This window comes from Xenorhabdus szentirmaii DSM 16338 (assembly GCF_002632585.1).
Classification (GTDB): domain Bacteria; phylum Pseudomonadota; class Gammaproteobacteria; order Enterobacterales; family Enterobacteriaceae; genus Xenorhabdus; species Xenorhabdus szentirmaii.
In genome coordinates this window covers 216,934-242,403 of the sequence record NZ_NIBV01000003.1, presented here as the reverse complement: position 1 = coordinate 242,403, position 25,470 = coordinate 216,934, and the positions used below count along the sequence as shown (strand labels likewise).

Genomic DNA, 25,470 nt, shown 5'->3' with positions numbered 1-25,470 from the left:
ATTACTCCACCCCCTGATTTGCATAATAACTGTAACGATCAAGTGCATGTTGCCCTTCTTTACTTTGTTTAGTAATAGATAAGCACTTTTCAATCTCTTGTTCTAGCTTAAGGAAGTATTGATAATGTTTGTATGTTTTTCTTAATATATCTTTTTTAAGATCCATTGCTCTTTCAAATTTTTCTATATCTTTTTTATAGATAGTATTCATTTTGGGATGACATAAATTAATCATTTTTTTATTTATATATTTTACATATTTAACACTGGAGTGATCAAAAAAGTTTGGGATAGAATATAGTTTAGGTTGGCTATTACTAGGAAAAATCTCTTGAGCAAAATATTCAAATGGTAATAAGTTTGGGTTTGAATAAAAATCCATTTTTATTCTTTCGATACCAATGCGAGGTGTAATAGATTTCAAATCATCTGGAGCATAAAAAGAGAGAGAACCTTCATGAAAATGGATAGTTTTTCCATGATGTAAATAAATGTCATCTTTTTTTGCTTTATTGTAATCATTTTTTATGGCATTGATTAAAATTTCTTGAGGAGCAAGAGAGGATACTAATTTTACGACCTCTTGAATTCCTCCAAGAGCATCTCCTATAACACCTAATTCCATCTGAAAGAAAACATTATCCATATTTCTTTCAAAAGGCAATGTTGTAATCAAATCATCTTTATTTAAATGCCTATAATGAATTAAATTTTCTATTTCCATTATTGCATTATAAGTTAAAGTTCGTGGCATACCATAAGTATACAGGCAAGGGTTATATTCTTTAAGTTGGGCGCTATGAAGTAATGCCAATGCGCCGCCTAAACTATGACCACAAACAAATACATTCTTACCTATAATTAATTTCTCTATGTGCTTGGAAACAGTTAGTTTATGCTTTGTAACATATTCATTAGTTCCAGCCATAAAAGATTTTAAAAATCCATTATGAACTTTGCCTTTTTTTATAAAATCATTTTCGCTAAAGTGTATGGGTTTGAATTTTCCATCGGTTAAAAAATCCTGAGTTTGTGCTGTGCCACGCCAGCTAATAATTAATTCTTTTTTATTAGCGACATAAAAAAGTTGCGCATCATAATTATCTCCAGTATCTATAAATTCAACACAAGTATAACGATCTCTAAAAGGAACATCATATACTATAGCTTCAAATTTTTCTTCTCCAATACTACTAGGAGTATCTGATAGATTCAATAACTCATTATTAAAGAAATGAGATATTGAACCCTTAATGTTATTACTGCCATTATCGTCTAATTCTGCATAAGCTAAAACTGCCATCAATCCTTGATTATAGGCATTAACCAACGAATAATCTTTTTGGTGATGAAGAAGCAATGACCAAGCCCGAAATGGACAAACTTCTATAACATGGCGAACGTCCACTTTGCTAATTGAAAGACCATACATCACATTCAACCGTTCCGGAAAATGATAAGCGGGCAACGTTTCTTCCTCCCAACTTTCAATCTTGGGTTTGCTGTCTACCAGTTCTCCTATCGTAGCGTATCGGTATATATGTCCAGCGGCTTCTGCCAGCGGTTTAACAATGGAGTTTTCCTCTCCGCGTTTTATTCTTAATGACCGTTTTTCCATTGCTTCAGTTAAAAATTGGGCGCCTATTTCCAACCTTAATTGACATGCCGTCAGATTTTCTTCTCGGATTAAACCATTATCATCCGTGACACCTTTACGATGATTAGCGTACTCATAATTGGTAAGTGTATACGGCATATTTGCTACTGGTTTATTATGTTCATCCACCAGTTGGATTTCCACCCAGTGTTTCAGTATTTTTGGGCAGTTATGGGAATAAATCGAATTTTCATTACTCATAAATCTTTTTCCTATTCCTTTTCTTGTTCCATCGCCAACAGATAATCCTGACTGGAGAGTTTTTCAACATATTGGCCAGTTTCAATTTTTTTCCGCAGCCACAACTCTATTTGTGATTTCAAACTCCCCATGGGTTGATCCAGCTGTTGAACCATTTCTCCGTGGTTTTCCCATAAGTCATAATACAGTGAACTGCTCAGCACTTTCAGACCATAGGGAGAATGCAGCCAGACTGCCAACAAATGCTCACCCAATGTAAAAGGGATCTCACTGTTCCCTTCTCCACAAACTTCGGGGCGGCAAAACTTTACCGGCTGTGGAGTGTCAAGCATCAGCTCTGTGACCGGAGCCAACATTAACGACCAATCGCTGGGCGTGAAAGCCGGTACCATCGCACCAAAAACGCGGGAGTCCATGATACGAAACAGCACTTGTTCACCATTCATCATTACCAAATGCCGCCGCTGCCAATGAGCCAATTGTTCTTGCCACGAGGCACGACTGCGGTACGCCCAGCCCCAGCTGTTGTCACTGAGCGTATGGCTATCCAACATCATTCCTATCTGATATAACTGGCGGGTTTTCGCCTGTACCAGCCACGGGCTTTGTTTCAGCATTTTGCGCATCGGTGTGCCGCTGTAGAGCGGAAAAGCTTCTTCGACCCAATCATTGAGATAAAAGTGCTCTACCGGATTTGGTCTCGCCAAAGAGTTGAGAATAAAGAACACCGGCGCATCATTGGATTCATTCAACCATTCTTGCCAACTTATTGTGGGCGTTGTGGTTTCTGTCATTGTTGTGTCTTCCATCGTTATACTTATTCCTTTTTGGCTGGCCTAATTACCGGACTAACATCTTGTTGCGCCAATTCGGGGCAGCAAGGATGGGCGGGAAATTCCATGTCCACTTCCGGCAACGATGCCACGCCCTCCGGCAATTGCAGCGCCAATCCACGCCCGCTACCAGCTGAACCCTGCCCGACATTAATCGGTGAAGATAAAATCCCGCCCGGTGTGACTTTGAGAAAACTACCACCCACTTTCAGGGTGATTTCCGCTGCCGCTTCTAGCACCACTTTGCCACCGCTTTTCAAGTGAATTTCCTGCCCACTGTCAATCACCGTGGCATCGCCGGTCTGGATATGCTGGCTGCCGGCAATTCGGTGGGAGACATCCCCTTCGGTGGTGATTTTGCGCGAACCGGCGACCTGATGGTGATCATCCGCGCGAATGTCGTGGTAACGGTTGTTGTCGATGCGTTGTTTTTGATCGTGTTTGATATGCCAGAGGGCATCATTTTCAATCTGGGCGGTAAAATCTTTCTGGCCGTGGAAATAAATTTCTTCACTGCCTTTCGCGTCTTCAAACCGCAGCTCGTTAAAGCCTTTGCCTTTGTGGGTTTTGGTCTTGAACGTGGTGCGGGTTTTCTGCGAAGGCAAATCCAGCGGCGGGCGGTTCAGGCCGTTGTAGACACAGCCGGTGACTATCGGGCGGTCAATATCACCATTGAGATAGGAAATAATCACTTCCTGCCCGATGCGCGGGATGGCCATAAAGCCAAAGCCGTTGCCATTCCAGCCTTGGGCCACGCGTACCCAGCAGGAGGCACCGTCATCCGCTTTGTCATAACGGTTCCAGTGAAAATGGACTTTGATGGCACCGTCTTTATTGACGAAGATTTCTTCCCCTTCAGGGCCAACCACCGTGGCGGTTTCATCGCCATCGGTCAGTGGCTTGTAATGGAACGGCGGACGCCAGTCGGCAAGACCGTCGATAAAACTGAAGTGATTACTGAGTGTGGTGCCATCGCCACCGTTATCGCCCATGGCGCCCGGGCAGCGACCGTGATGGCTGATCCCGACAATCTGCCAGCGGGCATTAAGCGGGGCGTGCGGGTGGCTTTTGATTTCAAAGATTTTGCCCGGCATCAGTTTGATGCAGTTACTGCTGCCGCTGCCGCTCTTTTTCTGGTTATCCAGTGCCTCTTGACGGTATTTGAGAAACGGCTTGGCGGCCGCATCTTTCTGAAAACGCCCGTAACTTTCAAACACGGTATACGGGGTCTGGCTGCCAAAATCGCGGAAACCCTCACTGCTTTGCATATGCGAAAGATGATAGCGTGGGTTGTCATAGTTAGAATCTTTGTGCAGGCTGCGCTGCGGGCTCATGCCGACACCCAGCCGCACCTGATAAACCGTATCGATGCCGTGGGCGGTTTCCGGCTGCGGGCTGTAGGTCAGTGGCAACCCGGCGGTCATCCCCAGATGGCTGTCACTGAAAAAGGCGGTTTCATCTTCAAACCAGAAGCTGATGCCTTCTTCCGCCGCCAGCCGGCTGAAAAATCCATAGTCAGATTCGCGTTTCTGGGTCACGTATTCCCGGTCCTGATGGGGATCGTAGAGTTTCGAATCCGCCCGCACGTAATGTTTTTTCATCAAATCCGTCAGGATGGCCGGCACATTTTGCTGATGGAATATCCGGCTTTCCTGATTCAGCGTCAGGCGCCAGAGTGCCGGGCGCACGGTCAGGGTATACAGGGTTTTATTGCCGTCGGTGCCGGCCCAGTCAGCATGGGAGATGATGCCGGTGATTTTGCGTTGCAGTTGTACGCCTTGGAAAACTTGCAACACCGCTTCCTGCATCAACAAGGCGGTTAAATCGATTTCTGGTTTAGGCCGAAAGGGGTTATCGGGCAGAGACTGAACCAGTGTCAGATTGAGGGTAAACAGTTCAGATAATCCCTCTTGCAGGGAAAATTCCCCTACCGCAAACGTTGACTCAGGCAGTCCCGCGACCTGAAACGTAAACCGCAAGCCACTTTTGGCAGTAGGCAGTTTATCAATAATATTTTTCATCATAGTGTGCATTACTCCTTGTTGTGATGAGTTAATGGCTTACATCTCCCGGCGTACGCCGTAGACTTCCCGAAAAGCCCACAAAACGCCGCGCGTGCCGGGGGTAAACACATCCAGTTTGACGAAGGTGGACTGGCTGATAAAACACGCCATGGCTTCATGGACTAACCGGCAAAATCGGTACATTTCCCCCGCGTTGGCGTAACAATCGGGGTTGAGCGTCAGTCCGACCCAATGCCCGCGGACAGGGAGGCCGTATTTCAGGCGATCAATGAGGTGTTCTTCCGTCCGGGCAATACCCTCGATATGTCGGCGGATATGGCGGCTGAGCGGACGATTGAGTTCGGCGTAAGGGTCAAACTGGCGGAGAAACTGTTTCAGGCCGTCGGTGGCAAATAACAACACCGGCGGGCTGGAAAGACAGGAGAGCAATGGCCAACTGGCATTATCTTGCAGCAAGGGCGGATACTCGTCAGAGACCGGCAGAATGTTGTGTACATTGAGGTGGGCGGGCGAGCCTTCCTGTGTGATGGTAATGTCGCCGGGTTTTAAGGTCATGGCCTGCGTGTGATACCCCAGAAAATCACCGACAACAGCGAGTTCAGGTAGGTGCAGCGCGGGTTTGCCGGTCAGATCAAAAAAATGCAGCTGGTGTTTCAGCCTGCCCAGCAAATCCCGCTCACGGTGGTACAGGTAATAAAACGTCTCGGGTTCCCCCTCTTCCGCCAGTTCGGGGGGTGACGGCGTAAACTGGTCGATGGGCAGATAGCGGTAGGGTGAACCCCGCTGCGGGGTTTCATCAGGTTGCTGCACCACTTGAATATCACGCAGCCGGAATAACTGTACGGATTCACCCAGAGGCAAAGGGTAGCGATGGTCGCCCTCACCCAGCGGCAAGGGTTGGCTGATCAGGGGGTCCAGATGGATGGCCGGCACACAGCCCAGCATAAAAGCATCGCTGACATCATCCAACGGCAATTCGCCTTTAAAACGGAAAATCAGCTCAAAACTGCCGTCAGCATTGAGCGGAACGTCAGGGTAATATTTGCTGAAATCAACGGTCATAAAGTTGTACAAATGGGGCAGCGCATAATATTCCATCAGCAGTTGCAGACCCGCGTAAGTGCGCTTTTCCATCGGCAGGATGGGATGGTCAAACAGATTATGCCAGCCCTGCGGGAAGCTGCGCAGTTTGCGCTGCTCGCCCTGCACTCGGAGGCACATTTCACAGATATGCTCGTCCAGCCACAGGCTTAATTGCGCTGCCCGCTGAGTGTCTGCACCGAGGAAAAAAGACAGCGCCCCGCTTTGCCAGACCGGAGAGGCCGTGCCGGTCTGGCAAAGCGTCAGTACGATTTCGCTGTGTGTACCGGTTTTTTTGACGCCCCTGTCCCGCACGATAAGGGGTTCAATATGCAAGGGGCGACAGGTATTAAAGGTGAGCAACTGGCCGTTGACTTCCGCAGAAATCGGCGTGCTGGCCGGGATGTCAACGGTGCCCTGATGCTCGCCATCAACGGGCTGAAACTGCATGATTGTCGTCGGCGGAATGGGGCTCAGGGCGATCGGCCAGATACGGGACAAAATACCGTGGGAGATTTCGGGGCAATCATCCTCTATTTTATCCCGTAAGTTGGTAATCAACAGGGCAAAAGCCTCGAAAACACGCTCAATGTCGGGATCATGGGAAGCAAACAGAAAATCAGCCAGATGAGGCGATGTTTTCGCCACGTATTGAGCCAGTTCCCGCAAATAGGCTCTTTCCCGCAGATACATGGACTCCTTGTTATTTTTCATTGGCTTTCTCTTTTTATCCTAATGTACTGATGAATAGTTCATCGGCAGGTTATGCACAAAGTTTATATAAAATCAGCATGATGCTCGTGGAGGGAGGGTATTGTACGAAATTATTCATTAATATGCTTAATGCAATCCGATTTTTTAATCATTTGGGAAAAGTCTCATTCCACGTTATGTGTCATGGCGTAGAGAAATCTGGGACAGGTGTTTTTTTGCATTTTGCAAAAAAGAATTGTTTGCTGATTTTTGTTCCGGTTTTCTTCACGCTGCTCCGATATTTTGTGGCATGGAAAGGACACGATGAAAAAAACGGGTTTACTGTTCCTGATGGGATGGATGGTGTCTTTGTCCTCAGGGGCTAAAACGGTGGTGTACACTGACCGTCTGCACCCGCCGGTGAATCTGACGCCGGACAGCCAGGTGGTCTGGCTGGATGCGGCTGAACAGCATCAGAAAAAAATCTTCCCCCAACTTTCCCCTGATCCCCAGCAAGCCCGCCTTCAGGTACAGGCTGTATTGCAATCGCCCCACTGGCGTGAACAGGAACAAGTGCTTATCACCGCCTACCGTGAGGTGATTGAAGCCTGGCAACGGGGTGTGCGCCAGTATCCGGCAGTGGTCTTTGATGACCGTGACGTGGTGTATGGCACCGCAGATGTGGCTAAAGCGACGGCGCTCAGGGAGCCGCATCAGCCATGAATCCGTCACGCATTGCTTTTCCTGTGCTCATCACGCTGGTTGCAGCGTTTGCACCGGCCACACAAGCCGCCATCAATACCGCCCAAATCGTGGCAAGCAGCCTCTCACCTGCCTGCATTCAGTGGCGGGTCAGCGGCATTTGTTACTGGCTGTTCTGTTCATGGCATGGCTGCTCGGTAAAAACCTCGGTCAAAGTGACTCATTTCCTGCCACAGACGGTGGTCTCCACCTATCATGGCCTCGGCGGCAACCCGTGGTCTGACATGGCGCAAATCAGCGCTTTACCCGGCGGGCTGGAAAATACGGTGACCAGTACCTTATCTAACGTCACTACCGGTGGGGGCAATCATACTATTCAGGTGGCCGGGAAGCGCAGTACCCATCTGCGTTTCAAATACGCCGATGCCATCGGGCATCCCGCCACCACGCTGATAGGCGGGCAAATTCCGGGCTATTCCTGCAAAAGTGCAGCGACGCCACTGATGCTTTATTTCCTCAGCACGCTGGATACGGTGGCGTGGCGCAGCGGACTGCCGGAGTCGTTTTATCCTGAAGCCCTTATCCCCGGTCTACGGGAATTGGGCAATCAGCTGACGGGCAATATGTGGGGCAATCTCTACCCGCGTGCCGGTTTTGTTACGCAGGTGGATGAAGATAAAGCGGCGGCCGTGGTGGCACAGCGAGTAGCTGACATTATTACCCGTACCGGTCAGCCCCATGTCTATCAGCCGTTGACCGGGCAACGCCGTGATGGCTACTGGCCACCGCCGCCGGTGGCGGAAAATACCGGCACGAAGAATCATCAGTGGCAGCGGTTGTCGCCACAGTTAAGTCAGTCCTGTGCCGTGTTTCCGGATGGCAGCCATACCGCCGCGACAGCCGGTAATCAGGCTTATACCTTGTGGCAACCCTACAGCTGCTGCAAGCGGCGCGGGCAGCGTTTTCTCAGCAGTACGGATATTTGAATCAGGAGGTCAGATGACGACAAGAAACGCCGTATGGCTGGTCGTGGGCGCAATGATGCTTGCTCCGATACAGTCCCATGCGACCGGGCTGTCCCTCACCTTACCGCAGGTGAATCGAAGTGCCCTGGGCTATGGCGCAGAGGCCAGCGGGGCCGTCTCCGATACGCTGTTTTATACGCTGGGTGGCGGCTCGGTGATTTCTGAGCCGGCCAGTCGCGGCGGTTCAACCATGCTGGCCGGTCTGGAGCTGGGCTGGCGTTCGGATTTGATGTGTGGCAATTTCGACCTGAAAACCACGATCAGCAATCAGCTTAACGGTATTACGGCGGGATTCAAAAACCTGATGAGTGATGTGGTTCAGGGGGCCACCGGAGCGGTTGCCAGCCCCCCCGCCATGATAATTCAGCGGGCCAATCCGGGGCTGTATGACATGCTGACCAACGGGGTATTGCAGGCCAATGTGGCGTTTGATAAAGCCCAGTTCAATTGTCAGAACATGGCGAAGAGAATGATGGATTTTGCGCAGAACAACAAATGGAGCCAATCAGCGGCGTTGCAGGAGTACAAAAATCAGGTCAACGGCGGGGGTGGTGATGCAGTGCGTGTCAATAATGCCGGCACCAAAGCGACCGGTGCCGGCGGGCATTCATGGATTGGCGGGCAACGACAGGGCGGAAAGGGGCAGGCTGCCATTCGTCCGACCCGTGATTTAGCCAGCGCCGGGTTTAATATGATGAATCAGTTGCCGGTACTGAGCCAGTCATCGGTCAGCACCTTCAATTGCGAGGGCAGTGCCTGCCGTAAATTCAGCACGGCGCGGGAAGCGGCTGAGGCGGTGGTCAGTGTACTGGGCGACCGGGCCATCCGTACCTGCGCGCAAGCCACAGAGTGCGCCAGTGGAGGCGAGCAACACCAGCCGGGGGCGACGGTCGCGGGAACGGGGTTTGCCCCGATGCTGGAAGCCCACACCAAAACGAACACTGAACAACTGGTGAAACTGGTCAGCGGCACGGAGAAACCCACACGGGCGAATCTCACCAAACTGAAAACCGGCAGTCTGGCCGTAACACAGGGTGTGATCCAGGCGTTGCAGCGTGATCCCGATAGGGCTGCCCTGACTGCGCGTCTGGCGGGGGAGCTGGCGATGAGTGAGACCATTGAAACCGCGTTACTGATGCGTCGAATGCTGATCACTGGCATGTCCGAACCCAATGCGGCCGCACAATCGGAAGCGCTGGCAGAAGGCGACCGCCGGATTGCCGCCCTGGACAGGGAAATCAATGCGCTGAAAAATGAAATGGAGCTGAAGCAGGCGCTTTCCCGTAATTCCATTCTGACCATTATTGAGCGTGATACGCAGCGTATTCACGCTCATCCGCAAAAACAGGTCGCGGACAGTCAGGATACCCGTTTTTATCAGTTGGAAGCCCCCAACCGTGAGCGCAGGTAAGTTCGACGATGGCAAAAAAACGTGCAAGATTAAAACGAGGCATCGGATTATCACTGATTATCGCGTTGGTGATGGTGGTGACGTTAACTGTCGGCTGGGCAGGGATGAATTATCCCGAAACCCTGTCTGCCTTGAATCGCGGGCTGGCAAGGTATCAATCGCTTTGGCTGTTATGGCGATTAAGCCTTTACGGATGGTTGCTCTGGGGCGGTTGGAAAATCGGGCAAAGCGTGAAACATCAGGCGGAATATCGCACAACGCTGAGGCGGATGATGGGGGTCAGCCTGTTGTTTATCCTGCTGGGTGAATACGCCCTGTCAGCCAGTCAGGGAAGTGTGTCATGACCACGAACAGTTATCTGGAATATTTCCTGACCCTGCTCGGCTGGGTGGTGAACAATGGCCTGTGGCACATTCTGATTGCCACGGGGTTGTTTACCCTGCCGTTAGTGGTCAAAGTGATGGCCATTTGGCTGAAAGTGCGGGAGTGCGGGGAGGACGAAGGTCCCAATGGATTGCAGTCACTGGCCCGGATTGAAAATGCGCTCTACAGTGCGTTTTTCGTCATGGTGTTTTGCTGCGTGCCGCTGGTCAATGTCAGCTTCAGCACCCTCCAGTATGATACCGCCCGGACCAAAAGCTGTGGCACCTGGACACCCGGTGCGCCGGAGAACAGCGGTTATGCGCCGGTGATATCCAGCCTGAACAATCAAACGGCGGCAGTGCCGATTTGGTGGGCTGTGGTGCATCGGTTATCCAAAGGGCTGACGCAGGCGGCGGTGGCCGCCATTCCCTGTCGGCCGGATTTACGGCAACTGCGTTTTGACGTGCAGCATACCCGTATCAAGAGCCCGGCACTGGCAGCCGAGTTGCAGGATTTTACCCACGATTGTTATGCGCTGGCCCTGTATCAGTGGCAACAACGCGATCAAGAACACTCCCGCGACCCGATTATCCTGAATGATATCGGCTGGCTGGGCAGCCGCACATTTTTAGCCGGCGATTACCGGATGCTGCAATCGCGCACGCCCCGGGCTGACTTTCCATGGCAGGAGAGCCGGGACAACGGGCGGCCGTATACCGGGCAGGGCGGCTATCCGCGCTGTCAGGTCTGGTGGTCAGCCGCCAACATCGGCCTGAAAGACAGGGTGCTGGCGCAGGCCGACCCGGGGTTGTGGCTGCGTCTGTCTGCGACACTGAAAATGTTGGGTAAAAACACGCCCGCTTATCAGGAAGCCGTGATCCGCCGTCTGGTCAGCCCGGTGAATCTGACCGTTTCTCAGGAAGGGGTTGTTTATGCCGGCTATGGTGGTAATGCCGATCCCACTTTGCTGGATGGTTCTAACCGGGTCGGTGCCTCCGCAGGAACATTGCTGGGCGGATTACTTAATATGCCGATGTTCGATGCGGTGCGTCAGGCCCTGCCGATGATGCAGGCGGTGATTTTAATGGCGTTGTATATCTTAATCCCGTTGCTGCTGTTGGTGGCTGCGTATGAGTTTAAAACCGTGTTTACCCTGACCTGTGTGATTTTTGCGCTGAATTTCCTGACGTTCTGGTGGGAGCTGGCGCGCTGGCTGGACAGCCATTTGCTGGATGCCCTGTACGGCTCAGACACCCACAGCCTGTTTAATCTGGCGGGCATGCAGAACACGTCGGATGATTTAATCATGGGGCTGGTGATGGGCACGTTATTTATTGTCCTGCCGATGGTTTGGTTGGGGGCATTGGCCTGGGCCGGGGTGCGGATGGGCGATGTTGGTGGCATGATGAGTCAGGGCGTGGGGCAGGTCAGGCAATCCGTTGGTATGTTTGGGCAGATGGTGATGCAGAAGGTGATGTCGAAGGGTAAGTAGAGTAGTACAGACGATTTTCATTCAGGAAAATGACTCGATAATGATGTGATTTTTTAAGAAAACACTTGCAATGATACCAATAACTATTGTCCTTTTAATATTATCCATAAAAACAAAAAATAACGTATTTAATTTTCACCTCTGGAACTAAATGAATGCCAATTAATATGCCAAGTAGTAATTTGGCCGCGCGTAAAGATGGTTGTTATCATTTGAATATTTTTGATGGGAATAATCATATTTAAAATAATTTGGATATATGGAATGAGGGCGAGAGCATGAGCGACTGACTATTGAGCTAATTGTATTCATCCAGTATCTTTAATAGGAGTAAATTGAATGCACCTTACATGAATTCTGGTTGTAATACATACTATTCTTGCTCAAACAAATTAATGCTATAACTCAATATATGGAATTGGATTATTCTTATTATTCCTTATGGCACATTATTCTTTTTTTGATTGTCTTTGTGTTATTTTCTAAAATAATTCTGCACTTTGCATCACGAACAATTCTGTGTGTGACAAGGGGAGAAATGCAAGTGAGTGGCCTAATTATGGTACATTTATTTAATGTTAGCAGTTCTTGATATTTAATTTTGATTTGTTTTTAATTCTTGGTTATTAATCTTGAATTTTAAAAACATGATCGGAGTCTATATTGTTATTTGATTGAAAAGTCGATTAAATTGATACATAATTTATGTCGTTTTACTCAGTGTTGCTTAGCAATAAAGAACACCATTTTATTTGATAATACTATCCAAACATCCTCCTGCAAAAAAAGTCACAGAGCTTGCCGGATAATGTGTGCTCGTAATACAGCTTATACACGCGAATAACCAGATCTTAATATTAACGCTAAAACAACACTCTAGGTCTGACGCACTTAAGGCCAAACAGAATTTTTTTATTATGCTCCCTACATCAAATCGGTTATCCAATATTATTGGCTGAAAGTGGAGGGAGATCCAATTCCTGTAGTTAAAAATGAGCTACAGCTGTAATTTCCTAAATTGCCTAATATTTTCAGTTTTAAAAAATAGGCATGGACGCGATATGGATAAAAAATGAGTACTGAGACAGAGTCACCCCATTCTTCCCCAGAGCTGGACACAGGCCTGATTTGCTTGGCTATGTTAGCCAGGTTTCACAACATCGCTATATCTACTGAACAACTTTCACACGAGTTTTCTACTTCTAACCAAGGCCTTACCCAGAAAGAGCTGCTGCTGGCTGCTCGTCATTCAGGGCTGAAAGCCAAGGTAGTAAGCACAACACTGACTAGACTTGAACATACGCCATTGCCTGCCATTGCCATTGATAAGGATGGTAAATTTTTTATTTTAGCTAAGCTGGATAAGGAACAGGCGCTTATTCAGGATCCGCGCGCGGCGCGCCCCGAAGTTATCAGCTTTGATGAACTTGAACAGCGTTGGACAGGGCAATTGGTGCTTGTACGCCCAAGTAACAGTTTGTCCGGTGGGACTTCGCGCTTTGATTTTACTTGGTTTATTCCGGCCATCGTCAAATACCGCAAGTTATTGGGTGAAGTTTTACTGGGGTCTTTTGCCTTACAGTTGTTTGCCTTAGTGACGCCGTTATTCTTTCAGGTGGTCATGGACAAGGTACTGGTGCACCATGGTTTAACCACGCTGGATGTTGTCGCAGTGGGGTTACTGGGCATCATGCTGTTTGAGTCGGCACTGAGCGGTTTGCGTAGTTATGTGTTTGCGCACACAACCAGCCGCATCGATGTGGAGTTGGGATCGGGTCTGTTTCGGCATTTGATTAATCTGCCGTTGGCTTACTTTCAGGCCAGGCGAGTCGGCGACTCTGTGGCTCGTGTACGCGAACTGGAAAACATTCGCAGCTTCCTCACAGGCAACGCCATTACCCTGATGATCGATGTCCTTTTTTCTCTGGTGTTCATCCTTGTGATGTTCTACTACAGTGGCTGGCTGACGCTCATTGTGGTGTTATCATTACCGCTCTATGCGCTCGTCTCGATGTTGGTTACCCCCCTCTTGCGTAAGCGATTGCAGGAGAGTTTCACGCGCAATGCCGAAAATCAGGCATTCCTTGTCGAAACGATCAATGGCATCGATACTTTAAAGTCAATGGCGGTTGAACCGCAATCCATCCGTAAGTGGGATAATCAACTGGCAGCTTATGTTGCCGCAGGTTTCAAAACACAGACCTTATCTACCCTCGCCAATGAAAGCGTATCATTTATCGGCAAGTTAGTGACCGTTGCCACACTCTGGCTTGGTGCCCGCCTTGTGATAGATGGGCAGTTGTCGGTGGGAGAATTGATCGCATTCAATATGCTGGCCGGTCGTGTCAGCGGCCCTATTATGCGCCTGGCGCAACTGTGGACCAGCTTCCAGCAGACCGGAGTTTCAGTGCAGCGTCTGGGAGATATCCTCAATTCCCGAACTGAATTATCACAGGCTACACGTAGCACTGTGCCGCCGCTCATGGGGCGGGTAGAGTTCGATCAGGTGCATTTTCGTTATCGGGCTGATGGTTCTGAGGTATTGCGGGGGATCAACCTGACCATTGGTGCAGGAGAAATCATTGGTGTGGTGGGGCGTTCAGGCTCAGGCAAAAGTACCCTGACTCGTTTGTTGCAGCGACTTTATGTTCCGGAACGTGGACGGGTCATGGTTGATGGCATGGATCTGGCATTGGCTGATGTTTCCTCACTGCGTCGGCAGATTGGTGTGGTGTTGCAAGACAATATGTTATTCAACCGCAGCATTCGGGAAAACATCGCCTTGATTGATCCTGGGGCACCGCTCGAAGTGGTCATGCATGCTGCCAACATGGCCGGTGCCCATGAATTCATTCTTGAACTGCCTGAAGGTTACGACACTATTGTGGGGGAGCACGGCGCGTCACTTTCGGGTGGTCAGCGGCAACGGATAGCCATTGCCCGCGCTTTGATTGGTAATCCCCGCATTTTGATTTTCGACGAGGCGACCAGTGCGCTGGACTACGAGTCTGAACGGATTGTGCAGCAGAACATGCAAAGCATTTGCAAGGGACGCACGGTCATTATTATCGCCCATCGGTTGTCAGCTGTGCGCGATGCGCATCGCATCCTCGTGATGGATCGGGGACAGATCGTCGAACAAGGAAATCATGCCGAGTTATTGGGGCGTCAGGATGGCCACTATTCACGACTGCATCAAATGCAGCAGGGGTGAAAGGCTGGAACGTATGATGAAAACGGCTAATAACGTAATCAGAGGTAGATGTGACGAAGATAAACATACGCCAGTTCAAGGATAAAAACTTCTTATGAGCACAATGGGTTCCTTATTACAACGCTATCGTGATGTGTGGAGTCAGTCCTGGCGTCAACGTAAAAGCATGGATATGTCGCCACGGCAAGCTGATGAATTACAGTTTTTACCGACGGCTTTGGAGTTGCAGGAAACACCCGTTCATCCGGCCCCGAGAATTTTCATCTGGGGCATTATGGGGTTTGCCTTACTTGCGTTGCTTTGGGCTTACATTGGCAAAATTGAAGTCGTGGCTGTTGCTCCGGGAAAAATTGTTCCCAATGGGAAAACCAAATTGATTCAACCCCGCGAAACGGCGGTGGTCAAAGCAATCCACGTCAATGACGGCCAAATGGTAAAATCTGGTGAGTTGTTGGTCGAACTCGATCCAACGGCAGCAAGCGCCGACGTTAGCCGAATCCAGAGTGAACTGCTGGCGTCTCGTATCGATAGTGCACGGAGTACCTCCATGCTTGATGCGATCAATCAACAACAGCCGCCAGCGGCGCTGACAGGAACGATTGCCAACGCTAGTCCTGAGCAGGTGCGAAGTGCCGAGCGCTGGCTTCAGGGACAATATCAGGAATACCGCAGTAATTTGGAGTTAGTGGATGCCGAAATCCGCCAACGCAGCGCTGAAATTCAATCTGCTCAGTCTCAGGTAGCCAGCCTGAGAAAAACGCTGCCGATTGCTACACAATTAGCTAAGGATTACGAACGGTTGCTGACGAAACAGTATGTATCGCGGCATGCCTATTTGGAAAAAGAACAGATACGGCTGGATCTGCAACGCCAGTTAAGTGTACAGCAAGCCAGTGTCCTGCAGAACACCGCTGCCCGGGATGAAGCACAACGTCGGCGTGAGGCGGTTATTGCGCAGAACCGCCGTGCCATGCTCGACCAGCAACAAGAAGCCAACAAAAAAGCAGCGACTTTGGTTCAGGAGTTGGCAAAGGCCCGTTATCAGGAAAACCTGACCAACCTTAAAGCTCCAGTGGCCGGTACAGTTCAACAACTCGCTATCCATACCGTCGGTGGCGTGGTGACACCCGCTCAGCCGTTGATGGTCATTGTTCCCACAGATCAACCCGTAGAAGTGGAGGCAATGCTGGAAAATAAGGATGTAGGCTTCATCCATGTTGGTCAACCGGTCACCGTCAAGGTAGAAACGTTCACTTTCACCAAGTACGGCACCATTGACGGCGAAATTCTCAGCGTGTCGAACGACGCCATTGAGGATGAAAAGCGCGGGCTCATTTATAGCAGCCGTATTCGCCTGAAATCGGATCACGTGCAGGTCAATGGTCAGCGAGTCGCGTTATCTCCGGGCATGTCGATTACGGCAGAAATAAAAACCGATCAACGCAGGGTGATTGATTATTTCCTGAGTCCGTTGCAACAACATCTGGATGAAAGCTTGAGAGAGCGGTAAGGAAACGATATTTCTATGAAGTCGGTTCTCCATATTCGCAATTTACTGTGATTAAGATAGAGCATCGTTAGTGGTCAAAAATGTTTTTCTCAGTCTTACTTTGATTGGAGTGAAGTGATGAAAGTATTACAAATACACCGAAGGTTCAAACATTGGCGCAATATCATTGTTTTTTTCAGTTTCGCCTTATTAGTGTCATGTTCTAAGTACATTGATATATACAAACCGATTGATATAACACGGTCTGGCCAATCAGTAAAATTTGATTTTGAAATCAAAAATAAAGGGAATTATCAGTTTGCTCTGCTTTTTGCTACTACGGATGATTCTGATGAAATGGTAAGGCGGTTTGAGTTGTTTGGGAGAATTGATAAAAGCGGAGTAATAACCCCTGTTTCACTCCGTATTGTTAAAGATGGACAGATTTTTTTTGACAATAAAATAAATGCTATGGGATCCGAAGGCGGGAGTCTTTTCGATTACGAAGAGAGAAGTATAAATACAGCTGTACGAGAAATAAAAACATTTTTCCTACCCCCTGGACTCTACTCTGCGGTAATTACTACCCTAGAAGATGTTCCTGCTTTTAATGGCATCGAGAGTTTTGTTGAATTCACCTATTACGATCCGAAGATTTGATTTATATAGAAAAAAGAGAAATAACGACTAGAGGAAATAATAAGTATGGAAAATAAATATACTGTAACGTATAAAGTTGCCCCCATGGGGGCTAAATATATTTATCAGGAAGATAAGGGTAAGAATAAAGCGGGAGACATGCACAAATCAGCCGCTGGTCATATGTGGTATGTGATAAATGATGGTAACGGAAATGAAAGAAGTGTCGGTTTCGAGTCAAAGGAGGGGGTACCGTTTGGGGCAGGGAAAGTCACTCCTTATGATGACGCTGCTTATCAACAGACCTCTTATGAAGTCACCATTGCGTTGACAGAGAAACAGTACAAGGCGTTAAACGACTTCTCAGATAATCCAAAGTCAGCTGGATTTAATTCTGATAACTATGCAATGAACTACAATAGCTGCGTAGATTTTGTGTATCACTCATTACATTCTATTGGGTATAATGACTGGAAACAGGCCGTTGTAGGTGTTACAGTCCTTGATGAAGGAAATCTATTACCCAATCACAATCGTTTTAAGTTAAGAGAGACGCTTGAATATCATAAGGCCCCAATCATTCGTGACGATATGGTTCGCAATGGCGATCATTATGAAAAAAGACATAGTATATATCTACCGCCAATTAATACAGGGAATAAAGGAGATCCGCTTCCTAATCCGCCAAAGAGCTTGATCAATATCGATATCAATTCTTCCCCACAACCAGAGAAACAGATTACAGGAGAGAACAAAGCTCAGCAGGATGTGAGCAATGGTTATATCCACAATTCATCAACCCATAAAATCTTCACTTCTTCGGGCATTCTTGATAAAACCGACTTTGCTTCAACCCAGATGGCCAGCCTTGCCACCGGTGGCATTCGTCCCGGTGAAATGCAGCTCGATCCCAATGTTCGACCCAACGATTACTTGTCAGAATTCTTTAAACCGACATACGACGCAGCGGAATCTCTCAGAAAAATAGATTTGGCTATGATGAACGTTGTATCTGTGAACAATTTATCAGCCATGACGACATTTAATACTTATGTTGATCCACTGTTATTGGATTTGAGTGGTAATGGTGTGCATATGACCGACATCCGTGATGGTGTGCTGTTCGACATGGACAACAGTGGTACGCTTAAGCGCAGTGGTTGGGCAGGGAGCAATACCGGAATACTGGTGATTGATGATGGTAGCGGCCAGATAAAAGACGTCAGCCGGATGTTCTCAGAGTACTACGGTGGTAAGGCTGGAATAGATGGCGTTGCGGGTGAGAAAAAATTCAAGGATGGTTTTGGGGCTCTGGCCAGCGAAGATGCAAATAAGGATGGGGTAATTGATAAGAATGACCCGATCTGGAGCCAGTTACGGGTTTGGGTTGACGCTACCCACGATGCAAAGGTTGATGCAGGTGAACTTAAGACACTGGAGGAGCTGGGAATTACTCAGATTAGCGTCCGAGCATCAGATAAAACTGAAGTACGTGATGGGAATAAGGTTGTTGCCAGTGGATCTTTCACCATCAATGGTGAAATCCGTGAAATGCTGGCTGTTGATTTTCTCGGAAATCCCGTAAGTAATATTTTGAATATCGAGGAAGCAGGTACTCGGGTTACTTCAATTTTCAACGATATCACAACCACGGCTTACGCCAGCCAGAGTGAAACAGATGAAACCTTGGATGCGGAGAAACTGGGCGTAAGCAATCTGTATGGTGGCAGCGGCAATGATACGTTGATTGCGGCAAAAACCGGCAGCTGGCTGGTCGGAGGCGCAGGGAGCAATACCTATGTTGGCGGTGAGGGTGATGATGTTTTTGTTATCAGCGCTTCTGACGATATAAGAAACATTCACGGCAATGGTGGGCTCGATACCGCGATTATCGTAGGTGACGAAGGTGTGGCACTGGATATGGCTCAGGCTGGTTTAACCATTGCTCAAGGCGGGAATGGCAATGATACCATTATAAGTGGCGGTGCAAATGGTGTCTTTATCAAAGGTGGTTCCGGTAATTCGACTCTAGTAGGTGGAATGGGTAATGACGTTCTGGTGGGTGGTCGTGGACACAATACCATCATTGGTGGTACTGGTAAGTCAGTTATCTATGCAGGCCCTCAGGGGGACACAATTTACGCATCCAAAGACGGTAGCATCATCCACGCTGGTGGTGGGGATGATAAAATTTTCGGAGGTGTGGGTGACGACGTTATTGAAGTGGGTCACGGCAATGCCACAATTGATGGCGATGGCGGTGTCAATATCGTCAGCCTGCACGGTAATCACGGTGATTATCAAATTACCCGTACTGACGACGGATATGTCGTAGCCGACAAGGTCGCCGGGCGTGACGGCACGGTGACGCTGAAAAATATCCAAAAACTCAATTTCGCGGATATTTCGGCGGTTGATTTAGAAATACCGAATGCAATGCCTGTTGAGGATGTACTTACCCATGATAAGGATGGCAAGGTTTTCGATCGTACTCAGCCTCATCTGATTTCTGCAGAAAGCTTGCTGGCCAACGATCAACACCTCAATAGTCAGGGGGCTTTGCGCATTGCCAATGTTGGGGATGCGATAGGCGGTACGGTCAGCCTCACAAATCAGGGCGATGTCTTGTTTACACCAGATCCGCGTTACACCGGCCTTATCAGCTTTAAATACGGTGTCATCGATGCTGAAGGGAATCCTGCGGCATCAGTAGTCGATCTCAGTAGCGGAGAGACTGCGCCGATGCGTGCCACTGCGACATTATTAACCCCGGAAGTCCCGCTTGATCCATTGGCGGCTCAGCAATGGTATCTGAGTGATGCCAACATTTTGCCAGTCTGGAATGACTACACCGGCAAGGGTGTGCGCATCGGACAGTTCGAACCTGGTGGTAAGTTTGCCACGGCACCCGAAATCTTTGATATTAATCACCCTGATCTTGCCGCGAATGTTGACAAAACCTGGCTGAAGACTCAACAAACTAATGGAACATTGCCAGATGTGGTCTCCAACCATGCGACAATGGTAGCGGGTGTGATGGTCGCGGCGAAAAATGATACAGGTGGTGTAGGAGTTGCCTATGACGCGACCTTGGGCGGTTATTATCTGGCTAATAGCGGTGCCGACCTTGCGGGCCTGGGGCATATGGTTAGTTTTGATATTGCCAACAATAGCTGGGGGTTTTCCAACGATTTCGCACTCAGCAATTTCCAGGATGGCTCCGTCAATACTGCCTTGTCGCTGAGCATGAATGCACAGTACGCGGCGGGCAATGGTCGTGGCGGATTGGGTACGGTCATAGTGGCTGCGGGCGGCAATAGCCGCGCGGAAGGTGGTAATGCTCAAGGATCTTTGACCAGTAACAACCGCTTCTCGGTAGAAGTCGGAGCAATTAACGCACAGGGTGATTTGTCGACGTTGCAGATTGGATCTTCGCCGTTCTCCAACCCGGGAGCCAGCCTGTTGGTTTCGGCGCCGGGCAGCAACGTTGTGTCTACCAGCCATATGCTGAAAACCGAACGTGGCTCAACTTTCGGCAATGATTACACCAGTATGCAAGGCACCAGTTTTGCTGCACCGATAGTCTCCGGTATTGCTGCGCTAATGCTTGAGGCCAACCCAAATCTTGGCTATCGGGATGTACAGCAGATCCTTGCGCTATCCGCTCGCAAGGTCAATGATCCTTCTACTGAATGGAATGATAATCACAGTCATAACTGGAATGGCGGCGGTATGCACGCCAGTAACGATTATGGTTTTGGTCAGGTCGATGCCCGAGCCGCTGTTCGTCTGGCGGAGTCTTGGATGACCCAAAGCACCTCTGCCAACGAGTACGTCTATAGTGCATCCAGCGGCGCTCTTGGGAAAACCTTGGCTGCAGGCGAGACGTTGACATCTTCCATTGCCATGAATGCAGGTCTGAATGTTGAGCATGTCGAGATCGATTTTGATGCTCAGGTAGGCCGTCTTGGTGATCTGACACTCAAACTGATTTCTCCCGATGGCACTCAGAGCGTACTGCTCAATCGTCAGGGTAAGGTTCCGGATGGCATGCCGGGCGCGAGTGATAGCGATTTGGGTAGCAGTCAGTCAGGGACGTTCAGGTACAGTTTTATGTCGACCCATGATTTTGGTGAACGCTCGTCTGGTAACTGGACTCTACAGGTGACCGATGCGAATTCCGGCCTGCCAGTTACATTAAATGCCTGGTCGTTGCGTTTATACGGCAGCAAGAGTACTCCAGATGACACTTACTTTTACACTGACGAATATATTCAGTCGGTAGTTGCCCAAGCCAATCGTGCGGTGCTGGATGATGCGGTCAATGGCGTGGCGGGTGGCCGTAATACCCTCAATGCAGCGGCCGTTTCTGGAGATACTTCAGTCAACTTGCTGACGGGTGTTGCCAGCATCGGCGGTGCAGCGTTAACGATACAAAATCCGTCGAACATTCAGAATATCATTACCGGTGATGGCAACGATACGTTGGTTGCAGGTAATTCAGATGCATTGCTTGATGGTGGGCGTGGAAACAACACGTTAACAGGTGGCACGGGCAAGGATTTCTTCGTGGTTCATCGTCGTGAAGCAGGTAGCGACATCATCACCAACTTCGAAGCCGCTCGTGGTGAAATCATCGATCTGGTTGGGTTTCGCGGAAAAACGTTTGCTGATCTACAGCTGGTGCAGCAGGGAGAAGATGTTAAAATCGATCTTGGTAATGGGCAGAATATTGTCCTGAAAAACCAAATTGTTACAGGGATCGGTGCAGAGAACTTTAAGTTCTAGGACACTTTTATAGCTCCAACGGCTTACATAAACAGTGACACTACAGCAGATACACCACAAGAAGGTTTGGGAACCGTTATCCTCAATGGAGGAGCTCAGGGCGTCATGATGACTACCGATGCTCAGGGACAAATGGTATTTAAATTGAGTGGGACGATTTACAGTCATGACAGTGCAACATCAGACGTTTTTGTCGTGGCTGCTCAACCGGGAGCTAAGGACTATAGGAATGCATTACGTGGATTCCGTCATGGCATTGATAAAATTGATTTGCGTCAAACCGGAGTCACTGATTTCAGCCAACTTGCTATCACTAAAAGTAATCGTGGCACGATCAACGGCTTGTCACAAATTCATGGTGTTGACGTTACCTTTAATGGAGCCAACGGCATTGATTCAAACGTGAAGCTGCTGTATCTCGATACTCTGGATATTTCGCAGGTTGATGCAAACGACTTCCTCTTTGCTGAATATATGCCAGATTTGGTGCCAACAGTTGGACCTGTGGTGACTCAAGAGTCCGATAAACCGATAGTGGCTTCTCCGGACGGATTCACCCCGGTCACTATTCCTGAGTGGAAACCGATAACTATTCCTCCTATTGAGTGGGAACCCATCACGATTCCTCCTGTTAAGTGGGAACCGGTTACTATTCCTGAACGAGAGCTCATCTCCACTGATCCTGATGACCCTAATTTCATCACGGTCAAAAAGACCTTTGGCGAAATTACGTTAGGGGATGAGAGCAAGACTATTAATGTGAAGGCAGTCGGTGTCACAATGGTTGCGGGTAACGGTGACAATACAGTCAATGTGGCAGAATCGATGTCAGATATTACGCTGGGTAATGGTAATAATGACATTGTCGGCAATGTTGAGAAACTCACCGTCGGACATGGTGATAATAAGATCAATGCGACAGGACGGGACGCCAATATCACGCTGGGTGATGGTAACAGCATCATAACTGGCAATGTCGGTGAACTCGCAGTCGGACATGGTGATAATAAAATCAACGTGACAGGGTGGGGTGCCAATATCACGCTAGGTGATGGTAACAGCATCATAACTGGCAATATTAATAAACTGATAGCCGGGCATGGCGATAACAAAATTGAGTCTAGTAGTGATATGTCGACGGTCGAAGTCGGGAATGGTAAGAACCATATCGTGGCCAGCGGTTCGATGTCGAAAGTAGCAGTGGGGAATGGTAATAACCATATCGAAACCAGCGGTAGTATGGCGAAAGTGAAAGTCGGGGATGGGAATAACCATATAATGACCAGTGGTACGATGTCGACGGTAGAAGTCGGGCATGGGGATAACGACTTGCGATTTAGCGGAAGAACGGGGAACTTGGTGTTTGGAAAGGATATTGCCCCGGCTCATCTGTGGTTCCAGCATGAAGGACAAGATTTGCAGATTTCGGTCATTGGCAGTAAACAGGAAGTGACACTGCATAATTGGTATGCCACTTCTCCTGAACGACCAAGTAGCATTACGGCTGGTGATGGCTATCGGTTGATGGATCGTAGTGTCGAAAATCTTGTCCAGGCCATGGCTGCATTTGCACCACCAACGTCTGCAAGCACAACGTTTGGCGATATTGAAAAACAACAGTTACAATCTGTGTTAGCAGTTAACTGGCGTGCCCCTCAATGAAATTTTTGATTGTTATTGAAAATCTTCATATATAGGTAAATTGAGTTTCTTGAAGGTAATCATCCTATAGGAGACGTCTGTTTTTAGACGGACGAAGTTTTTAGTATAGTGTCCACCTAAACTTAGGTGGACACTATTGTTATAGCGCGAGAATTCAGAAAATTTATAATTTATGTGAATGTATTAAGTCAGCAGTTACTCCTAACAAGCCATATCCGATACAATTCTAGGTCGTAACAATTTTCAGAGATCCATCGCCTGTAAGGATCAGCATTAAGTGGCGAAATAAATCTCCTGTAGCCTGCAAGGGAGAGCACACAACGTGGTACATCTGCGCACTTTTGGAAGCAGATATCGTCAGACAATAACCCGCCGTCCGACGATGAAAGCTATCCGGTATGATCCACAACCGGCTTATCACGCAATACGGGCAGCTCATGCTTTGCCTCGTTCTGAAAGACATTCACCTGCGTTTTAAATACTGACGATAAACGTCCAGAATCCTGTACGGCAATTGTGCAACAGGATCTACGTGCGCTAATGATTTCAGCGTCCATTGTTGTGCGGTGTCACTTGTGTTTAAGCGCAGCGATTACCAAGTGACGCCGCTAAGCGGCCAACGTCCAGAGCACGTCCGGCCTGCCTTTACGACCCATTTGAACCCCGAATTACTCAGTGACACCACTCGAAATAAGTCATTGACTGACAGCTTGTTTGATTGATGAACGATTGTCCGGTCTGGTTTTCAACCCACTGCCTTGCAACAGGCTGATGCTGTAAAAAAGGAGATAAGACACACGTCAAGATAATGAGGCGTTCATCCTGATTGAATCAGGCACTGAACGGGGAGCACTTCATCGCCGTGCTGAGCACGCCGCGAGCTCCTGCAATAACTCAACACAGCCTCGCCCTGCTACACATTGTCTGACGCACCAAGGAACGGTGAACCTGAACCGACACGCAGGGATTTGTTTAAAAAATAAATAAAGCAGCAGGAGATGCGAGGATGGCGCAGAAATCGGCACGTTCGAAAATTGAACGGTTCAGAAAAGAATTTATTACCCATGCCCGGCAAGCGGGCGGGAGTTTTGCGACGGTGGCGGAGCGTGAGCGGATCGCCCGGCAGTTTCTTCATTTTTTGAAAGACAAAGGCATTAAACTCCGGCAGATGGACAGCCTCAAAACAAAATATATTGAACATTATATTGCCCAGCGAAAGGCTGACCGTATCAGTTCCCGGACTCTGCAAAATGAAATGGCCGTGCTACGGGCTATCTTGGCGCAGGCCGGAAAGCACAAGCTGGCGGCACCGGATCATCCGCGTCTGTGCAACCGGGCACTCGGTATTGCCGATACGAGCCGCAAGGGTACGAAGGTTGCGCTGACACCGACAGTATTCAGCGAGATTTTTCAGCAGGTCGAGCAAAAAGACCGGGGTGTGGCTGCCGTGATGCAATTGGCCTATGTGCTGGGGTTGCGTACCAAAGAAGCGGTGGAAGCTTATAAATCCTTAGCCACCTGGAAAAAAGCGCTGGAGAACGGTCATACCTCTGTGCGAGTGGTGTTTGGCACCAAAGGTGGGCGGCCGAGGCAGACGGTCATACTGGATAGGGAAGCCCTGCAACAGGCTATTGCCTATGCGGAACGCGGACAGGCAGAGCATAGCGGCAGATTGATTGATAAGCCCACCATCCATCAGGCGATAGATCGTTACCGCTATGTGGTCAGAAATGCCGGATTGGTGGGTCAGCTGGCGCCACACAGCATGCGCTATCATTTTGCGCAACAATCTGAGGCACATTATAAAGCACAGGGTTTCAGTGAACGGGAGGCGCTGGCACTGGTGTCAATGGATTTAGGGCATGGTGATGGGCGGGGGCGCTATATCCGTCAGGTGTATTACCCGAATATTGAGAGCGAATAATGAATTGTATTGGTATACTCATCTAACTTCAAGATACTGGGTTGATTTTTAAATTAACAGTTTAAAATCAATAATATGAATTGTATCCTATCATGCATCTTCAAGTTTATTGCGTATATATATGAAACCTGTTTTTTAAATAAAAAGTTTTTTCTCAAAGCCGTTTTTATGGTAGCGAATTCAGCCATTTTTTACGGGAGAGATAAATATCGTCTTTTAGATATATTAAGCATTATCCCAATATTAGGAATTGTCTCAATTTTGCATAATTTA

General features: G+C 48.5%; 16 protein-coding genes. 12 read left to right on the top strand and 4 right to left on the bottom strand.

Features of this window, described 5'->3' with window-relative positions:
• Position 1: 1 nt before the first annotated feature.
• From Xsze_RS19800 to Xsze_RS19785, 4 genes are read right to left on the bottom strand one after another with little or no spacing between them, the layout of a single operon-like run.
• The gene (locus Xsze_RS19800) at positions 2 to 1,858 is read right to left on the bottom strand and encodes a lipase family protein (RefSeq protein ID WP_038240719.1); all 1,857 of its coding nucleotides are present in this window, start codon (positions 1,856 to 1,858) and stop codon (positions 2 to 4) included.
• Between the two features lie 11 nt (positions 1,859 to 1,869).
• Positions 1,870 to 2,667 (bottom strand): DUF4123 domain-containing protein, encoded by a 798-nt coding sequence (locus tag Xsze_RS19795; RefSeq protein WP_051462522.1) that lies wholly within the window; start codon positions 2,665 to 2,667, stop codon positions 1,870 to 1,872.
• Positions 2,668 to 2,675: 8 nt separating this feature from the next.
• The gene (tssI, locus tag Xsze_RS19790; RefSeq protein ID WP_051462523.1) at positions 2,676 to 4,715 is read right to left on the bottom strand and encodes a type VI secretion system tip protein TssI/VgrG; all 2,040 of its coding nucleotides are present in this window, start codon (positions 4,713 to 4,715) and stop codon (positions 2,676 to 2,678) included.
• 36 nt (positions 4,716 to 4,751) lie between these two features.
• Positions 4,752 to 6,509, bottom strand: a complete 1,758-nt coding sequence (locus Xsze_RS19785; RefSeq protein WP_038240720.1) for a type VI secretion system baseplate subunit TssF — start codon at positions 6,507 to 6,509, stop codon at positions 4,752 to 4,754.
• A gap of 303 nt (positions 6,510 to 6,812) precedes the next feature.
• Between Xsze_RS19785 and Xsze_RS19780 the strand changes: the two genes are divergently transcribed.
• The 12 genes from Xsze_RS19780 to Xsze_RS19735 all read left to right on the top strand — a co-directional run bounded on the left by Xsze_RS19780 (position 6,813) and on the right by Xsze_RS19735 (position 25,197).
• Positions 6,813 to 7,211 carry a TIGR03757 family integrating conjugative element protein gene (locus Xsze_RS19780; RefSeq protein ID WP_038240721.1) on the top strand — a complete coding sequence of 133 codons (399 nt, stop codon included), beginning with the start codon at positions 6,813 to 6,815 and terminating at the stop codon, positions 7,209 to 7,211.
• Complete coding sequence (locus Xsze_RS19775; protein ID WP_099139004.1) at positions 7,208 to 8,176, top strand: TIGR03756 family integrating conjugative element protein; 969 nt, start codon at positions 7,208 to 7,210, stop codon at positions 8,174 to 8,176. The genes Xsze_RS19780 and Xsze_RS19775 overlap by 4 nt, the downstream gene beginning before the upstream one ends.
• A gap of 52 nt (positions 8,177 to 8,228) precedes the next feature.
• The gene (locus tag Xsze_RS19770) at positions 8,229 to 9,626 is read left to right on the top strand and encodes an integrating conjugative element protein (RefSeq protein ID WP_244590089.1); all 1,398 of its coding nucleotides are present in this window, start codon (positions 8,229 to 8,231) and stop codon (positions 9,624 to 9,626) included.
• A gap of 8 nt (positions 9,627 to 9,634) precedes the next feature.
• Positions 9,635 to 9,970 (top strand): hypothetical protein, encoded by a 336-nt coding sequence (locus Xsze_RS19765; RefSeq protein WP_099139006.1) that lies wholly within the window; start codon positions 9,635 to 9,637, stop codon positions 9,968 to 9,970.
• The gene (locus Xsze_RS19760; RefSeq protein ID WP_099139007.1) at positions 9,967 to 11,481 is read left to right on the top strand and encodes a conjugal transfer protein TraG N-terminal domain-containing protein; all 1,515 of its coding nucleotides are present in this window, start codon (positions 9,967 to 9,969) and stop codon (positions 11,479 to 11,481) included. Before Xsze_RS19765 ends, Xsze_RS19760 begins: the two co-directional genes overlap by 4 nt.
• Positions 11,482 to 12,553: 1,072 nt before the next feature.
• Positions 12,554 to 14,695: a type I secretion system permease/ATPase gene (locus tag Xsze_RS19755; RefSeq protein WP_038241227.1), complete on the top strand. Its 2,142-nt coding sequence runs from the start codon at positions 12,554 to 12,556 to the stop codon at positions 14,693 to 14,695.
• A gap of 94 nt (positions 14,696 to 14,789) precedes the next feature.
• Positions 14,790 to 16,205, top strand: a complete 1,416-nt coding sequence (locus Xsze_RS19750; protein WP_038241234.1) for an HlyD family type I secretion periplasmic adaptor subunit — start codon at positions 14,790 to 14,792, stop codon at positions 16,203 to 16,205.
• Positions 16,206 to 16,322: 117 nt separating this feature from the next.
• Entirely contained in the window at positions 16,323 to 16,844 is a 522-nt protein-coding gene (locus Xsze_RS19745; RefSeq protein ID WP_038241236.1) for a DUF5625 family protein, read from the top strand.
• 45 nt (positions 16,845 to 16,889) lie between these two features.
• Entirely contained in the window at positions 16,890 to 21,611 is a 4,722-nt protein-coding gene (locus Xsze_RS19740; RefSeq protein ID WP_244431862.1) for a S8 family serine peptidase, read from the top strand.
• A 105-nt stretch (positions 21,612 to 21,716) separates the two neighbouring features.
• Positions 21,717 to 23,273 carry a hypothetical protein gene (locus tag Xsze_RS22955; RefSeq protein ID WP_244431863.1) on the top strand — a complete coding sequence of 519 codons (1,557 nt, stop codon included), beginning with the start codon at positions 21,717 to 21,719 and terminating at the stop codon, positions 23,271 to 23,273.
• Between the two features lie 575 nt (positions 23,274 to 23,848).
• The gene (locus tag Xsze_RS22280) at positions 23,849 to 23,995 is read left to right on the top strand and encodes a hypothetical protein (protein ID WP_156935907.1); all 147 of its coding nucleotides are present in this window, start codon (positions 23,849 to 23,851) and stop codon (positions 23,993 to 23,995) included.
• Positions 23,996 to 24,279: 284 nt separating this feature from the next.
• Entirely contained in the window at positions 24,280 to 25,197 is a 918-nt protein-coding gene (locus tag Xsze_RS19735; protein WP_038241246.1) for an integrase domain-containing protein, read from the top strand.
• Positions 25,198 to 25,470: the final 273 nt, after the last annotated feature.

Excerpts from the sequence above, each read along its gene's own strand:
- Xsze_RS19800 (WP_038240719.1), bottom strand. The coding sequence starts at position 1,858 with ATGAGTAATGAAAATTCGATTTATTCCCATAACTGCCCAAAAATACTG.
- Xsze_RS19795 (WP_051462522.1), bottom strand. The coding sequence starts at position 2,667 with ATGGAAGACACAACAATGACAGAAACCACAACGCCCACAATAAGTTGG.
- tssI (WP_051462523.1), bottom strand. The coding sequence starts at position 4,715 with ATGATGAAAAATATTATTGATAAACTGCCTACTGCCAAAAGTGGCTTG.
- Xsze_RS19785 (WP_038240720.1), bottom strand. The coding sequence starts at position 6,509 with ATGAAAAATAACAAGGAGTCCATGTATCTGCGGGAAAGAGCCTATTTG.
- Xsze_RS19780 (WP_038240721.1), top strand. The coding sequence starts at position 6,813 with ATGAAAAAAACGGGTTTACTGTTCCTGATGGGATGGATGGTGTCTTTG.
- Xsze_RS19775 (WP_099139004.1), top strand. The coding sequence starts at position 7,208 with ATGAATCCGTCACGCATTGCTTTTCCTGTGCTCATCACGCTGGTTGCA.
- Xsze_RS19770 (WP_244590089.1), top strand. The coding sequence starts at position 8,229 with ATGATGCTTGCTCCGATACAGTCCCATGCGACCGGGCTGTCCCTCACC.
- Xsze_RS19765 (WP_099139006.1), top strand. The coding sequence starts at position 9,635 with ATGGCAAAAAAACGTGCAAGATTAAAACGAGGCATCGGATTATCACTG.
- Xsze_RS19760 (WP_099139007.1), top strand. The coding sequence starts at position 9,967 with ATGACCACGAACAGTTATCTGGAATATTTCCTGACCCTGCTCGGCTGG.
- Xsze_RS19755 (WP_038241227.1), top strand. The coding sequence starts at position 12,554 with ATGAGTACTGAGACAGAGTCACCCCATTCTTCCCCAGAGCTGGACACA.
- Xsze_RS19750 (WP_038241234.1), top strand. The coding sequence starts at position 14,790 with ATGAGCACAATGGGTTCCTTATTACAACGCTATCGTGATGTGTGGAGT.
- Xsze_RS19745 (WP_038241236.1), top strand. The coding sequence starts at position 16,323 with ATGAAAGTATTACAAATACACCGAAGGTTCAAACATTGGCGCAATATC.
- Xsze_RS19740 (WP_244431862.1), top strand. The coding sequence starts at position 16,890 with ATGGAAAATAAATATACTGTAACGTATAAAGTTGCCCCCATGGGGGCT.
- Xsze_RS22955 (WP_244431863.1), top strand. The coding sequence starts at position 21,717 with ATGATGACTACCGATGCTCAGGGACAAATGGTATTTAAATTGAGTGGG.
- Xsze_RS19735 (WP_038241246.1), top strand. The coding sequence starts at position 24,280 with ATGGCGCAGAAATCGGCACGTTCGAAAATTGAACGGTTCAGAAAAGAA.